The sequence below is a fragment of the Neobacillus sp. BP17 genome (genome assembly GCF_059579525.1).
In genome coordinates, this window is record NZ_CM184198.1 from 683,578 (window position 1) to 698,666 (window position 15,089).

The 15,089-nt window shown below is 39.1% G+C and carries 11 protein-coding genes and 1 pseudogene; 9 read left to right on the forward strand and 3 right to left on the reverse strand.

Going from position 1 to position 15,089, the window contains the following annotated elements:
• Positions 1–76: 76 nt before the first annotated feature.
• The 7 genes from AC4QJR_RS03275 to sdaAA all read left to right on the forward strand — a co-directional run bounded on the left by AC4QJR_RS03275 (position 77) and on the right by sdaAA (position 8,081).
• Positions 77–526 (forward strand): YaiI/YqxD family protein, encoded by a 450-nt coding sequence (locus AC4QJR_RS03275; protein WP_496525271.1) that lies wholly within the window; start codon positions 77–79, stop codon positions 524–526.
• A gap of 304 nt (positions 527–830) precedes the next feature.
• Positions 831–2,015 (forward strand): sulfite reductase subunit alpha, encoded by a 1,185-nt coding sequence (locus AC4QJR_RS03280; protein WP_496525272.1) that lies wholly within the window; start codon positions 831–833, stop codon positions 2,013–2,015.
• Positions 2,016–2,516: 501 nt separating this feature from the next.
• Positions 2,517–3,698 carry a glycine C-acetyltransferase gene (locus tag AC4QJR_RS03285; RefSeq protein ID WP_496526606.1) on the forward strand — a complete coding sequence of 394 codons (1,182 nt, stop codon included), beginning with the start codon at positions 2,517–2,519 and terminating at the stop codon, positions 3,696–3,698.
• Between the two features lie 82 nt (positions 3,699–3,780).
• Positions 3,781–4,761: an L-threonine 3-dehydrogenase gene (locus tag AC4QJR_RS03290; protein ID WP_496525273.1), complete on the forward strand. Its 981-nt coding sequence runs from the start codon at positions 3,781–3,783 to the stop codon at positions 4,759–4,761.
• Positions 4,762–4,957: 196 nt separating this feature from the next.
• Positions 4,958–6,355 carry an amino acid permease gene (locus AC4QJR_RS03295; protein ID WP_496525274.1) on the forward strand — a complete coding sequence of 466 codons (1,398 nt, stop codon included), beginning with the start codon at positions 4,958–4,960 and terminating at the stop codon, positions 6,353–6,355.
• Positions 6,356–6,469: 114 nt separating this feature from the next.
• Positions 6,470–7,129, forward strand: a complete 660-nt coding sequence (gene sdaAB / locus AC4QJR_RS03300; protein WP_496525275.1) for an L-serine ammonia-lyase, iron-sulfur-dependent subunit beta — start codon at positions 6,470–6,472, stop codon at positions 7,127–7,129.
• A 52-nt stretch (positions 7,130–7,181) separates the two neighbouring features.
• Complete coding sequence (gene sdaAA / locus AC4QJR_RS03305) at positions 7,182–8,081, forward strand: L-serine ammonia-lyase, iron-sulfur-dependent, subunit alpha (protein ID WP_098576020.1); 900 nt, start codon at positions 7,182–7,184, stop codon at positions 8,079–8,081.
• A gap of 416 nt (positions 8,082–8,497) precedes the next feature.
• Here the strand turns inward: sdaAA and AC4QJR_RS03310 are convergent.
• A pseudogene (locus tag AC4QJR_RS03310) lies at positions 8,498–8,964 on the reverse strand (DUF8821 family protein).
• 274 nt (positions 8,965–9,238) lie between these two features.
• Here AC4QJR_RS03310 and AC4QJR_RS03315 point away from each other — a divergent pair.
• Positions 9,239–11,314: a DUF4179 domain-containing protein gene (locus AC4QJR_RS03315; protein WP_496525276.1), complete on the forward strand. Its 2,076-nt coding sequence runs from the start codon at positions 9,239–9,241 to the stop codon at positions 11,312–11,314.
• 386 nt (positions 11,315–11,700) lie between these two features.
• On the opposite strand, the gene AC4QJR_RS03320 is transcribed toward AC4QJR_RS03315, so the two are convergent.
• Positions 11,701–12,876: an IS256 family transposase gene (locus AC4QJR_RS03320; RefSeq protein WP_496525277.1), complete on the reverse strand. Its 1,176-nt coding sequence runs from the start codon at positions 12,874–12,876 to the stop codon at positions 11,701–11,703.
• A gap of 480 nt (positions 12,877–13,356) precedes the next feature.
• Between AC4QJR_RS03320 and AC4QJR_RS03325 the strand changes: the two genes are divergently transcribed.
• Positions 13,357–13,905, forward strand: a complete 549-nt coding sequence (locus AC4QJR_RS03325; RefSeq protein ID WP_496525278.1) for a hypothetical protein — start codon at positions 13,357–13,359, stop codon at positions 13,903–13,905.
• A 144-nt stretch (positions 13,906–14,049) separates the two neighbouring features.
• Here the strand turns inward: AC4QJR_RS03325 and AC4QJR_RS03330 are convergent, their stop codons facing one another.
• Entirely contained in the window at positions 14,050–14,856 is an 807-nt protein-coding gene (locus AC4QJR_RS03330; RefSeq protein ID WP_496525279.1) for a C40 family peptidase, read from the reverse strand.
• Positions 14,857–15,089 lie beyond the last annotated feature (233 nt).

A 15,089-nucleotide genomic window follows, 5' to 3' on the forward strand; every position in this document is an offset into this window, starting at 1 on the left:
ATTCCATAGTTTGACAAAAGCGTAATTTACCAATAGTATCACAAGTAATTCGAACTTCTTTATAGGAGAGATAAAGATGAAAATTTATGTAGATGCGGATGCTTGCCCGGTAAAAGATATTATTATATCGGAAGGAGGAAAAGCAGGAATTCCTGTTATCCTTGTTACGAGTTTTTCGCACTTTTCTAATGCGGAACAACCTTCAGGAGTGGATATTATTTATGTTGATTCTGGAGCGGATGCTGCCGATTATCGGATTATGAAGTTAGCCGAATCAGGTGATATCATTGTCACGCAAGATTATGGACTTGCATCGCTAGGCTTACCAAAAGGCTGTATCGTCCTACACCATAAAGGGTTTAGGTATACCAATGAAAACATTGATCAATTATTACAAACACGATACTTAAGTGCAATGGCTCGAAAAGGCGGAAAGCGGACAAAGGGACCAAAGCCGTTTACGGCAGAAGATCGGGAGCAATTTAGGAGGCTTTTTAAACAAGCTATTTCTAAAAAAAATAACTAAATCTATCGTTTAAAATTTTAGCAATATTCAATTACCTGATATAATCATTAATAAGGCAAGTACAATCGCTGGAGCAAATATATCCTTACCATTGCTATTATCTCCAATCTATCGATTTTATCATGTTGTAATTATATATATATTTGTTAACTTTATTTTAAAAACCTTGAAATAAAAGCTCGTACCCATTTTAACTTTAATTGGTAAATTTATTTGGAATTGGAAAGAAAATTGTGAAAAAATATACATCGAATTTCCAAAATTAATGTTAAAATGTATATATTACTTTTGGAGGTTAAGAACCATGCAAAAAACATTGGATAACACAAAGACTGACCAAAAAGACAAACAAGTTCCAACAACATTTTCACGAACAAATCCGTTTCAAGCAAAAATTCTTAAAAATATTAATATAAATGGTGCAGGCTCTAGTAAAGAAACAAGGCATATTGAGTTATCACTAGAAGGGTCGGGGCTTTCTTATGTGCCAGGTGATGCCCTTGGTATTATTCCTTCAAATGATCCAGAACTTGTTGCTTCCCTGCTTGAGGAGATGCACTGGGATGAAGCAACGCCTGTAACAATCAATAAGCAAGGTGAAACACTTCCACTAATGGAAGCGTTAACTACCTATTTTGAAATTACACTGCTATCTAAAAAGGTTTTACAGCAGGCAGCTGCCTTTACAGAAAACGAAGAGTTACAAAAGCTCATCCAGATTGAAAATGCAGCCCAATTGAAGGAATATTGCTATGGGCGGGATTTACTTGATATGGTACGTGAATTCGGTCCTTGGAAAGCAACTGCTCAAGAATTTGTCTCTATATTAAGAAAAATGACGGCACGGCTCTACTCGATTGCGAGCAGCATTGCAGCGAATCCAGAGGAAGTTCATTTAACTATCGGTGCTGTACGCTACACAGCTCATGGACGCGACCGTAAAGGGGTTTGCTCTGTATTATGTGCGGAACGTGTGAATGAAGGAGATACGCTTCCAGTTTTTATACAAGCAAATAAACATTTTCATCTGCCAGAGTCTCAAGATACTGATATTATTATGGTTGGACCTGGGACAGGTATTGCACCATTCCGTTCTTTCATTCAGGAACGTACAGTGAATAGAGGAACAGGCCGCTCTTGGCTATTTTTTGGGGACCAGCATGCAGCTTCTGATTTCCTTTATAAAGATGAGTTGGAACAATATCTGCAAGAGGGAGTACTTTCTAAGTTAGATACGGCCTTCTCTCGCGATGGCGCTCAAAAAGTATATGTTCAACATAAAATGCAAGAACACAGTAAAGAAATATTCGAGTGGCTGCAAACAGGTGCTTATTTCTATGTGTGTGGAGATAAGGAATACATGGCGAAGGACGTCCATGAAACACTTATTAACATAATTGAGAAAGAGGGTTCCATGAGCCGCGATGAAGCAGAAGCGTATCTGAAAGATATGCAGAAGCAAGGGCGTTATCAGCGTGATGTGTATTAAATGGTAAGTAAATATATTTACAAACGACCTTTGTCCCGTTCGGTATAAAGGTTGTTTGTCCTGTTTCAGGATTAATGTGAATTTGTTGCTGCTCAATAGATTTTCCAAAAGCAAAAAATGATTTCTAGCCAGCCTTAATGAACCCTTTATTTCTCTATCTTTCTTTAATAGAGGCATTAGTCTGAATGATTCGTCTTTTTCTAACAGTATTGACACTTTTCCGACATAATTATAGAATAGCACTGAACATATGAATCAACTAAACAAGTTTATTATGACAAATCCAATTCAATAGCATAACATCATTCGGTCAAAAAGTACGATTTGAAAATTTAGGGAGTAATTATTTATTGAAAACTAATTGCTTTTTTTTGGGAGGCATCTGAAATCGCTTTCAAGTAAAGCGGTATTAAAATGATGTTCCCGATGAAAAACACGAGTAGTTGTTATGTGAAGAACCCTTAGTAAGGTAATTTAAGAGGAGGAATTATTTTGGCGAAAATGGTTTTAAAGGACTTCTTAACACCCCAACTGAACGAGTTGAGGGAAAATGGTCTTTACAATGTTATTGATACTGTAGAAGGACCCAATGGCCCTATAGTTACCATCAATGGCAAATCACTAATCAATATGTCATCCAATAACTATCTTGGCCTTGCCAATAATGAAAGAATGAAGCAAAAGGCGCATGAAGCAATCGATAAGTATGGGTTGGGAGCAGGTGCAGTCCGTACAATCAATGGTACATTGAGCATTCATAATGAATTAGAGAAAACAATTGCCAAGTTCAAACATACCGAAGCGGCAATTGCCTTCCAGTCAGGGTTCAATTGCAACATGGGTGCTATTTCAGCTCTTATGACTAAGAAGGATGCTATTCTCTCGGATGAATTAAACCATGCATCGATCATTGATGGATGCAGATTATCTGGAGCGAAAATTATCCGCGTCAAACACCAGGACATGGACGATTTACGCCGAGTTGCGAAAGAGACGATCGAAAGCGGTTTATACGAAAAAGTCATGTACATTACGGACGGAGTTTTCTCAATGGACGGTGATGTAGCAAAACTTCCGGAAATCGTTGAAATTGCTGAAGAGTTTGGGTTAATCACATATGTAGATGATGCTCATGGCTCAGGTGTAATGGGTAACGGTGCTGGTACAGTCAAGCATTTTGGCCTCTCAGACCGAATTGATCTGCAGATTGGGACCCTTTCAAAAGCGATTGGCGTCGTTGGCGGATATGTAGCAGGGTCAGAGCAATTGATTGACTGGCTGAAAGTCCGGGCACGTCCGTTCCTGTTTTCAACTTCATTGACTCCTGGGGATGCTGCCGGTTGTATTGAAGCGATCAATATTATGACTGAATCGACAGAAAAGGTTGAAAAGCTTTGGGAAAACGGAAGATATCTAAAAGAAGGCTTAAAGAAACTTGGTTTCGATATTGGCCATTCCGAAACTCCAATTACTCCATGCATTATTGGAAAAGAAGATCTTACCCAATTATTTTCTCGAAGGCTGATGGAAGAAGGCGTGTATGCAAAATCGATTACCTTCCCAACGGTTCCTAGAGGTACAGGCAGGGTTAGAAATATGCCTACAGCTGCACATACCAAGGAAATGATCGATGAGGTTCTGGCAGTTTATGAAAAAATTGGCAAAGAGTTGTCTATTATCTAATCATTTAAAATTTTACAAAGAATAACAGAATACTAGAATCAATTGAAAAATTTATAGTAGAAACCTTAGGAGGTAAAGTCTTATGAAAAAAATTCTTATAACTGGCAGTCTTGGACAAATCGGTTCTGAATTGACACACCGTCTCAGAGAAGTGTACGGAACAGAAAACGTTATCGCAACAGACATCCGCCGTATTGAAGGCAATCCAGTCATCGAAAGAGGTACATTTGAAATCCTTGATGTGATGGATTTTAAAGCAATGCTTGACCTTTGCAAAACATATAAAGTCGACACTCTCATCCATCTTGCTGCGCTGCTGTCGGCGGTAGGTGAAACAAAACCAAAATTCGCATGGGATCTAAATATGGGCGGTCTTATGAACGCACTTGAAGTTTCCCGTGAATTAAACCTAAAACTCTTTATACCGAGCTCCATCGCAGCTTTCGGACCGGAAACACCGGCAGATATGACACCTCAGGATACAGTTCAAAGGCCTACCACAATGTACGGTGTTACTAAGGTAGCCGGAGAATTGCTCTGTGACTACTATTTCTCCAAATTCGGTGTAGACGTACGCGGAGTAAGGTTCCCTGGTCTGATTTCTTACAAGACTCTTCCAGGTGGCGGAACAACCGATTATGCAGTTGACATTTACTACGAAGCGCTGAAAAACAAGAAATATACATCTTTCATTGGTAAAGGGACTTTTATGGATATGATGTATATGCCAGATGCAATCGAAGCAATCATTCAATTGATGGAGGCTGATCCTTCACGATTGAAGCACCGCAATGCATTTAACATCACTGCGATGAGCTTTGAGCCAGAACAAATTGCTGCATCAATAAAGAAATTCATTCCTGAATTTGAAATGTCATACAATGTTGATCCTGTACGCCAAGGCATTGCAAACTCATGGCCAAATAGTATTGATGCCTCTGCCGCACGTGAAGAATGGGATTTTAATCCACAATACGACTTGGATCGTATGACAAAAGACATGTTGGAAAATTTATCAGAGAAATTAGGCATTCCTTTTAGAGAACTTGCATTAGCCTATTAATTTCTGCAAACTGTACAAACTTCCGTCTACCAGTCTATTATAATCTATCTCAAGAAAAAAGACAATTGTATTTTTCGGGTGGACTACTCTCTGGTGATTATGTTATCTTAAGTTATCCTGAAATAATAAATATGAACATGGGGTTATGTGAATCTTGCTTGAATTTTGACAATAAGCGTACAGGGGAGGAAACGAAATGGCAAACAAGGAATTGAGTAGGGGCTTAAGTTCGCGCCATATTCAAATGATTGCTTTGGGTGGAACGATTGGGGTAGGTCTATTTATGGGATCATCCAGCACAATAGGCTGGACGGGTCCATCCGTTATGTTAGCATATGGAATTACAGGAATTTTTCTATATTTGATAATGCGCGCCATGGGCGAAATGCTCTACTTGGAACCAAGTACAGGTTCATTTGCAACATTTGGATATAAGTATATCCATCCAATAGCAGGATATATGACTGCCTGGAGTAACTGGTTCCAGTGGGTAGTTGTTGGTATGGCGGAAGTTATCGCAATCGGCACATATATGCAGTATTGGTTTCCAGATCTTCCAGCGTGGATCCCAGGCCTAATCGCAATGGTTATCCTTGGGGCAGCGAACTTTATTTCTGTTAAATCATTTGGTGAATTCGAATTTTGGTTTGCGTTGATTAAAGTAGTTACGATTGTATTGATGATTGTTGCAGGTTTTGGCCTAATTTTCTTCGGTCTTGGCAACGGAGGGGAAGCGACCGGCCTATCAAACCTCTGGAAAAATGGCGGCTTCTTTACTGGCGGTCTTAAAGGATTCCTCTTTGCCCTATCACTCGTTGTTGGTGCGTATCAAGGTGTAGAGCTTATCGGTATTACAGCTGGTGAAGCGAAAGATCCTCAGAAAACAATAAGGAACGCGATTCAAAGTACAATTTGGCGTATCCTCGTATTTTATATTGGCGCAATCTTTGTTATTGTCACAGTTTATCCTTGGGATCAATTGTCTTCTTTAGGAAGCCCGTTCGTAGCAACTTTCGCAAAAATCGGTATTACAGCGGCAGCCGGAATCATTAACTTTGTTGTTATCACTGCTGCGATGTCTGGATGTAACAGCGGTATCTACAGCGCAGGGCGCATGCTTTATACTCTTGGTGTTAATGGGCAAGCTCCCAAAGCGTTTGCGAAGGTTTCGAGTAACGGAGTGCCTTTATTCGGTACAATTGGCGTTCTAATCGGCCTTGGCGTTGGTGTAGTGTTAAGTTATATTGCACCAGAAAAATTGTTTGTGTACGTCTATGCTTCAAGTGTTCTTCCAGGTATGGTTCCTTGGTTTGTCATCTTGATCAGCCAAATCAAGTTCAGAAAGGTTCATGCTGATAAAATGGCCAGCCATCCATTCAAAATGCCTTTTGCACCTGTTACTAACTATGTGACAATTGCCTATCTGACAGCGGTGCTTGTTGGTATGTGGTTCAACGAAGACACTCGTATTTCACTAATTGCGGGTATCGTCTTCCTGGCTATTGTGGCAATCAGCTTTTATGCTTTCGGAATCAACAAGCGTGTACCTGCGGAACTTCAAACAGAAGATCGGACAGATAAGAAAGCAGTGTAAATTTTAATACAGAATAGGGACAGTTTTTATAACTTGTCCCTATTTTTCCTTAAAGGCTGGATGCAAAAGGAACATTAATATAAAGAATCATAAGTATAGGAACGGGTGAAAACAATGAAATATCGATCAGCATTTGAAATCATTGGTCCGATTATGATTGGACCTTCCAGTTCACATACTGCTGGTGCAGTCCGAATTGGCCGCGTGGCCAGAACCCTGTTCGAGTGCCAGCCGAAGAGGGCCGTCCTCTCGCTGTACGGCTCATTTGCAAAGACGTATAAAGGACATGGTACTGACTTAGCTCTTGTTGCGGGATTACTGGATTTTGATACATTTGACCAGCGGATCCCCGAGGCTATGGAAATAGCAGAACAACTGGGCATGGAGGTTATCTTTCAAGAGGAAGAAGCCGTTACAGAACATCCAAATACAGTAAAGATTAATCTTTTTGCGGAAGATAAAGAGCTGGAGATCATTGGCATCTCCATCGGCGGAGGAGCCATTGAAATAACAGAAATCAACTCCTTCAAACTAAAATTATCGGGTGACCCTGCAATCCTCGTCATTCATAATGACCGTTTTGGAGTCATCAGCTCGGTAACAAGCATTTTTTCGCAAAATAAAATAAACATCGGTCATATGGAAGTGGCCAGGAAAGATAAAGGCGACATGGCCATCATGGTCATTGAATCCGATGAAAAGATAAATAATCAGTTGGTAAGCGATCTGCAAAAGCTGGACAACGTTGTAAGTGTCATCCGTATTGTTGAATGATAGAATTTCAGGCATTAAACATAAATGATTAGTAGATTCAGGGGGAAATGCTATGTTTCGTAATGTAGCTGAACTTGTTTCGCTGGCGGAACAACATCAGGTTAAAATAGCCGAAATTATGATTCGGCAGGAAATAGAAGTTTCTGGCCTTTCCCGTGAAGAAGTGCTTGCCAAAATGGATCAAAACCTGACCGTAATGGAACGGGCGATCGAACGGGGCATAAAAGGAGTAAAATCACGCACAGGACTCACAGGCGGCGATGCAGTATTGCTGCAAAACTATATTCAAAGCGGGAAATCTCTTACCGGCACATTGCTGTTGGATGCGGTGAGCAAGGCGGTTGCCACGAATGAAGTCAATGCAGCAATGGGCATCATTTGTGCCACGCCAACGGCAGGTTCGGCGGGAGTCGTTCCAGGTACATTATTTGCAGTAAAGGATAAACTCAATCCAACTAGGCAGGAAATGATTGAATTTTTATTTACGGCAGGGGCGTTTGGATTTGTCGTTGCAAACAATGCATCCATTTCAGGGGCTGCAGGCGGTTGTCAGGCAGAAGTAGGTTCGGCTTCAGGGATGGCAGCAGCTGCAATTGTTGAAATGGCTGGAGGTACGCCTAAGCAATCAGCCGAAGCGATGGCCATTACCTTAAAAAATATGCTGGGCCTTGTTTGCGATCCGGTTGCTGGTCTCGTTGAAGTGCCTTGCGTGAAACGGAATGCAATGGGTGCATCCAATGCTTTGACAGCTGCTGATATGGCACTTGCTGGGATAACCAGCAGGATTCCATGTGACGAAGTTATTGGAGCCATGTATGCGATTGGACAGTCAATGCCTTCAGCGTTAAGGGAAACAGCCGAAGGCGGGTTGGCGGCTACTCCGACCGGACGGAGGCTAGAAGCAGAAATCTTTGGCCATCCGAAAGAAAAACTGATTGATTATTTAGTATAACTCCTTTAAAAAGCTGCCGGTCATTCCAGGCAGCTTTATTTTATAGGAATCTATGAAAGGATAGGGGGGAATCTGGGATCATGTGAATCCGCTCATATCGGAGGTGGCATGTTAAGCACCCAATCAGATAAATAAACGGAAAAATTCCGCTTAATTTGTAATTATCATTAAAAATAGCATAAATAGACGGAGAAATTCCGCCTATCTACTCGTAAAAATTGAAAATGGGGGATTTTGCGCTGAATAGTCGGAAAAACTTCCCTTATTTACCCCGAAACAAGCTCCGTTCCACATTTAACCGGAAAAACTCCGCTTATTTTTGCTGGTTACTTAAAGGAAGTTGCTGCATTATTTTAATTCACGCGGCATGGAATATGAAAAATAGCAGGATTCCTTGACTTTCCCTTTTCCTTACTTTAATATTCTCGTTTAATTACAAAAAACGAGCCCCGAATTGTTCCAGCTAGTTTAGATTTCTGTCTAGCAAACTTAAACTTCCCTTCTAACTCCTTGGGCACCTCCATCCCCTCCGAAAGCTTAAAACCAACGGCACGTTTCGGCTTTGGGCCGTCTAACGTATACAAGACGTTGACCTCAAGACCATCCTCATAAAAGACGTAAGCCCAATTGATATTTTCCACTTGAAATGCGAAGTTTCTAAAGGTTTGGCCGCAAACTCTATATCACGTTCTTCTTTCAAAATCCGGTTCACATAATCAATGGTCTCCTGGCTTTCGTCAGCTGGTTCAACCGTAAACTCATGCTTGTATTTATTCATAAAATAACGGGCTTCATTCGCGCGTAAACCAGCAAGCGCTTCTGCTATAGGTGAGGACTCTAAGCCAACTGTAGACACATTTTTAAAATCAACTATATAGGTCATTTCCCTCGCTCCTTTTTCACTTATCTCTAACAATTATTAACACTTCACAGAACTTAATACACATCAAGTAACAAGGTTTCTTCCTGCATCGGTTCCTTCAGATTGAAATCCGGGATTTTATTAATTAAAATGCTTGGAAAATATAGCAGATAGTGGCAGGATACTTTTGTTAAGAAAAGGAAATATAGACCAATTTTAAATGAAATCTATTATAATAGGAAGATAATTCAAAGTATAAATACCATATAGAGAACGAAAAGGGGGGAACGCATGAATGATCCCAGCAAAGATAGATTCTACTTCAATCACTTCAATAAGCAAAAAAAGCGTGGAATCCATCTTCGATTGGTTGGATCAGCATAAACAGGCGTTCTATACGCTTGGTTGGTCCTATCTTAGTAACCAGAAGGAAATGGAAGAGCTTTTTTACCGGTCCATTTTAAAAGTACACAAGGAATTGCCTCGCTTTAAAAGTGAAACATCATTCGAAACATGGGTTACATCCATTTTCATACATATTTGTCGTGAGCTTTCTATTGATAGAGGTATACAAGCTTCTGGGGAAGGTGAACCACGTCAGAGTATATTTAAAGCACTTGATCAATTGAAAGACATCGAGAAAGAAGCGATGGTCCTTACCTATGTAAAAGGGCTCTCACATGTGGAGGCGGCACAGCTTCTCCAAATATCAGTGGAAAAGCTGAAAGAGCTTTTGTTTTCCGGAATTCAGTCACTTAGGTTGGAAATGGGGTACGGTTCATCCTTTAATGGCTGTAAGGAATATTATAAGGATTACATCGATTATTTAGAAAGAACTCTAAATCGCCCGAAAAAGATTGATTTAGAGATACATATTTATCATTGTCAAGAATGTCAGGTGGATTTGGCTGGCTTTCAAGATGTCATGTTAACCATGATAGATCTAACCGATGGGATGAAAGATTTGCATATACCATCCGGTTTCATGGAGAACGTCAAAGCAAGGCTGGTAGAAAAGGAAAAGGACAGACAACAAAAGAACAAGAAACATTTAAGAATGGGCATTGTATTTGCAAGTTTTATAGCATTATTAATAGGGATAGAAGTTTTTACAGGGAGTTTTACTAGCCTCTACTATACTTGGACAGAAAAAGATCAGGAATTACGTCCCTTTCTGCAACAGGACCTTGGTGAAAGGATGAACCTGGAAGCGGAAAGCGATGGGGTGAAAATTAAGATCAGAAGTGTGATTGCTGATGATGTTCAGACGCTTGTCTTTTATGAAATTGAAGATACAAATGAAGAAAATCAATATATGATGAATTATGATGATGGGGTTATTGTGGAGAATGAACTTGAACTCATGAATACGGAAGGTCATCCTAGGTACAATCCCCCTGACCTTAAATCAGATGGCAATAAAAAAGAGAAGAATGTGTATCAAGGAAAAATTAGTCTGCTGCCACTCAATAAGGAGAATGGAACGATCAAACTAAAAATCACAAGGCTCTTGAAATTGATTCGTGATTCCTCTGACCAGAAAGTTATTAGCACTCCCCTGTACCCTGGATATGAAACTGGGGAGTGGAATTTCGAGATTCCTGTGACAAAACAGCCTTCTGTTGAATATGCCTTGAATCAAGAAACAGAAGTCGAGGGGATCCCGGTTCGATTTGATAAACTAACCATTGCGCCAACAGCAACAATTCTGCAATATGGTATTAATAATGAAAAGCCAGAGAAGATGATTGATGTTCTTAATATTGATAATCTGGAAGTGAACAATAAAATTGTAAAAACTGATCTGTATGGCAGCACTTTTATGAATTCACAGCAAGACATGAATTGGACGACTTTTCAAACAAACTTTGAACCCCTTTTCGGAGAAAAGCCAAAAGAGGTTCACGTTCAACTCGCATCTATTAATTTAACGTTTCAAGACCCAAAAACCATCGAACTGGATGCTGCTAAGCAATATCCTCAAACTTTTGAATATGCAGGCAGTACAATCTCTATCGACAAACTGGAAGTTGGACAGCCCTCCATTATTGTCATAAGCGATCATGAAGTGAAGAATCGAGCGTATGAGGCGATTAACTTCAATATTGTGGGAGAAGATGAAAACGAGCCGATTACTACGGAGATGAATACGGATGGAGTGCTCGTTGATAAAAATGGGACGGAATACGATACGAATGAATTCCCAGTCCCTTTTGATGAAATCGAGCAGCCTCGTTATTTCGTAACCGTTCAAAGCATGAAGTTGGACGGTAACGGCACTGGTGAGAAAGTGGTTCCTAAAAAGCTGGAGATTTTTGGATATAGTGCAACGAAATATTTGGAAGATGTTGTGAAGATTTCGTTGAAATAAACTCGGCATATAGAATTAATGCAATACTATGAAGAACAGAGCTGTCATTTTGGCAGCTTTTTATTTTTATATTAATGGGGAAGTTTACTCTGTAACCAGCAAAAGTAAAATAAGCGGAGAATTTCCGGTTAAATGCAGAATGGAGCTCGTTTCGGGGTAAATAAGCGGAGAATTTCCGTTTATGCAAAGAAAAATCCCCTATTTTCACGTTTTTTGAGTAAATAGGCGGAATCTCTCCGTCTATTTAAGCCTTTTTTAGTCAAGCCCATTATTATGTGTAAATTCATTCCTGATGAAAAACAATGTTAAGCAGCTGATTTATTTTTGGTGTACTGGAAGGGGGGTACCCCCCTTCCAGTACACCAAAAATTCGCGCTTCGCGGTTGCTATTTCTTCTCTTCTTGGTCCCGAATTATTCTTCTTCTTACTTCCTCAGCATAGTCCATTAAAACCGCACCAATTAATCGGAATGCGGATTGTGTATTAGGAAATATTCTAATTACCTTCTCTCTTCTCCGGACTTCCTCATTGATTCTTTCTAACGAGTTCGTACTTCGAATATGCGTATGGTATTTTGGTTTTTCATTTAAATATTGAATGGCATCTTCGAAGCCTTCTTCTAATATCTCTATCGCTTTTTCTAGTTTTGGATTATCTCCCATTTGCCCAATGAACTCATTTTTATATTTTCTTGCCTCTTCAACGGTCGTTACCTCAAATATTCTTTTTAAACCCATTTTCACTTCGTCCATGCCTTTTTTGGGCATATGCGTAATGATATTCTTTTTGAAATGCACTGTGCATCTTTGCCAAGAGGATCCAACAAACTCTGTACCAATGGCAGACTTTAACCCCTGATGTGCGTCAGATATAACTAGCTTAGGTGATTGTAGTCCTCTTGACTTTAGGTATTGGAAAAATCGTTGCCAGGCTTCAGTGCTCTCCCCATGATCTACTCTTAAACCTAGAATTTCACGTCTATTGTTCTGGTCAACGGCCGTTGCGATATATACAGCTTTAGATACAACACGATTATGTTCTCTTACTTTGATATACATGGCATCGGCAAAGATATAGGGATAGTACATCGTATTCAGAGGTCGACTTGCCCATTGATTCACTAAAGGATCTAGTTTTTCTGTGAGTGTAGATACAAATGATTTAGACACCTTTTGCCCACAGAGTTGTTCCACGATCTTTGAAACTTTTCTTGTAGAGACTCCATTCACAACCATTTCAAGCATGGCTAATACGAGAGCTTGGTCACAACGAGCATATTGTTCAAACACGGTAGTCGAAAATTCTCCACTGCGAGTACGTGGTACTCGAAGAGTAATTTTTCCAATGCCAATAATTAGATCACGTTCATAATATCCATTGCGGTAGTCACGTCGTAAGTTAGAACGTTCATAGGATTCTGCTTGCAAGAACTCATCACGTTCTTTTTCCATAAAAGAATTTAATACCAAAACGATGGACGCTTTGATGACAGCGTCTATATTAGAGTTCATAACAGAATCTTTTAAATCATCGATATTTAGGTTAAACTGTACTTGAGTCATAATTACTTCCTCCACATTGTTTAATTAGCCGTTAACATTGTAACCATGAGGAATTAATTTGACTCATTTTCTTTTTACACAATTATATGGGCTTAATCCCTTTTTTAATAATAATTATTAATTAAGCGGAATTTCTCCGTCTATTTATCAGCTCGGGGCTTAACCTAATTCCCCACCCGATAAGTGCGTACCCTCTGTTCCTAGATGCGGGAATCAGCAGCTTTTTTATCGACCAGCTTATAAAGATCAATCAATAATATGAATCTATTTTTTCAATTAATTTATAATTAATAATTCATTAATATATAAAATGCGTTCATTTAATGTGTTAAATTGTATTTAAATAAAATTGAAGGTTATTTTAACTTTAAGTGATAAAAAATGGGGGCATTTCATTTATATGTCATATTTAGTTTATTTGAATAATGGAATGAGGAAACTGAATAAAAGGTTCTTACTTTTATTTAGGAGGACAAATCAGTGAATACTCGGGAAATCAGGGTTCAAAAACAAGGATGGGTTCCTAAAAAGGAACGAATATGGTTAATCATTGCGTTAATTATCGCTGCTTTGATAGTGTTTTGGGAACTTAAGGGGCTACTACAGCTTCCATTAACCACTTTGCACAGCAGGCAGTTCGAACATACATTTAAAGATTTTGGCTCCATTGCTAGAATTGCATTATTTTTTGTACTTGCGTATTATGTGCTTCTACGTGTGATGAGGCTTCGTATGCTGAAAGGACAAGTAGAGGTAAAAAAATGGTTGGCCATATTGCTGCGCTTTACCCGAAAATGGCATACTCCAGCAGCGATTATCGCCATCGCTTTTATTATCGTGCATACGGTAGCTGTCTTTATGCACGGCTTTAAATTTGATTTTAATAATATAAGTGGATTGCTTTCCTTGCTAGTCCTTCTGCCAGTCCCTATATCCGGATTATTTCGATATCAGAGGATGGACAGGAAGTGGCATTTGTGTTCTGGAGTTAGTTTCGCAATTCTATTTATAATTCATTCCTTTTTATAACCAACATGTTATTAAAAAACGGGTGCGATGCTAAAGTAAGCATCGCATTTACTTTCGGGAATGACCTTAATTGGACATTTGCGATAGAATCATTTAGTTAGATAAATAAAAAAAGCCCTTATCGATACATAAGGACTTTTGAAACTAGAGTTGTCTTGCTCCAAGATAGCGAGATTTCCAGTAAGAAATATTCATATTGGAAATTTCAACTCCATGGGACCCAGAATGAACGAACTGACCATTTCCTACGTAGATTCCCATATGTGACGGACCTTTTTTATACGTTTCGTAATAGACAAAAACGCCGACGGATAAAGTAGACACAGGTTTCATCTTGTTCCAATATCCAGCAACAGTCTGACGAGATACGGATTTTTGTTTGTTGATCACATAGTAAATAAATCCACTGCAATCAAATCCGCTTGGAGTAGTTCCTCCCCATTTGTAAGGGCTGCCAACCACAGTTTTAGCGTTTTGAATCAACTTGTTTTTATTAATGGTAGACACTGCAGGTTTATTTGCTGCGGGAGCCGGAGCAACAGGTGATGTTACAGTACCACTACTAATTTTTAATTTTTGACCTATTTTAATTAGATTCGATTTCAATCGATTCCCTGCTTTTAGTTGTGTTACAGTTGTCCGATACTTCTTTGCGATTGATGACAAGCTATCACCGGATTTTACCGTGTATACCGATGAAGATGGACTGGTGTTTGTTTTAGTCACGACCTTGCCTTTTTCAGGTATGTATATACTTTGACCTATTTTGATTCTATCGCTTGATAATTTATTAGCTTTCTTAATCTCTGAAACTGATATTTTATATTGCTTTGAATACTTTGATAAAGTATCCCCACTTTTAACTTTGATTGTTGCAGCCATGGCTGACGTACTATATAGGGAAGTCCCGAATACGGTAGCTGTAACGAATGCTATAATTTTCTTTTTCATGTGTATCCCCTTAGTAATCGTTTCATTTATTAATTTTAGTTTACATATCAATTGAATAATTTGCTATAATTTGTCGAAATCGTAAAAATAATGTAATAAGTTTGTAATAAATTGTAGTTAATCAGATATTGATAGTTTGTTATAAGAAACCTCGAAATCAGCCATAAGCCGCCTTAAAGGTATAGGAATAGAAGTAATCTTGATTACCGGGGATAAACAGCGGACAGTAAAAG

What these genes read in the sequence shown, in the direction of transcription:
- AC4QJR_RS03275 (WP_496525271.1), top strand. Translation starts at nt 77, where the DNA reads ATGAAAATTTATGTAGATGCGGATGCTTGCCCGGTAAAAGATATTATT.
- AC4QJR_RS03280 (WP_496525272.1), top strand. Translation starts at nt 831, where the DNA reads ATGCAAAAAACATTGGATAACACAAAGACTGACCAAAAAGACAAACAA.
- AC4QJR_RS03285 (WP_496526606.1), top strand. Translation starts at nt 2,517, where the DNA reads ATGGTTTTAAAGGACTTCTTAACACCCCAACTGAACGAGTTGAGGGAA.
- AC4QJR_RS03290 (WP_496525273.1), top strand. Translation starts at nt 3,781, where the DNA reads ATGAAAAAAATTCTTATAACTGGCAGTCTTGGACAAATCGGTTCTGAA.
- AC4QJR_RS03295 (WP_496525274.1), top strand. Translation starts at nt 4,958, where the DNA reads ATGGCAAACAAGGAATTGAGTAGGGGCTTAAGTTCGCGCCATATTCAA.
- sdaAB (WP_496525275.1), top strand. Translation starts at nt 6,470, where the DNA reads ATGAAATATCGATCAGCATTTGAAATCATTGGTCCGATTATGATTGGA.
- sdaAA (WP_098576020.1), top strand. Translation starts at nt 7,182, where the DNA reads ATGTTTCGTAATGTAGCTGAACTTGTTTCGCTGGCGGAACAACATCAG.
- AC4QJR_RS03315 (WP_496525276.1), top strand. Translation starts at nt 9,239, where the DNA reads ATGATCCCAGCAAAGATAGATTCTACTTCAATCACTTCAATAAGCAAA.
- AC4QJR_RS03320 (WP_496525277.1), bottom strand. Translation starts at nt 12,876, where the DNA reads ATGACTCAAGTACAGTTTAACCTAAATATCGATGATTTAAAAGATTCT.
- AC4QJR_RS03330 (WP_496525279.1), bottom strand. Translation starts at nt 14,856, where the DNA reads ATGAAAAAGAAAATTATAGCATTCGTTACAGCTACCGTATTCGGGACT.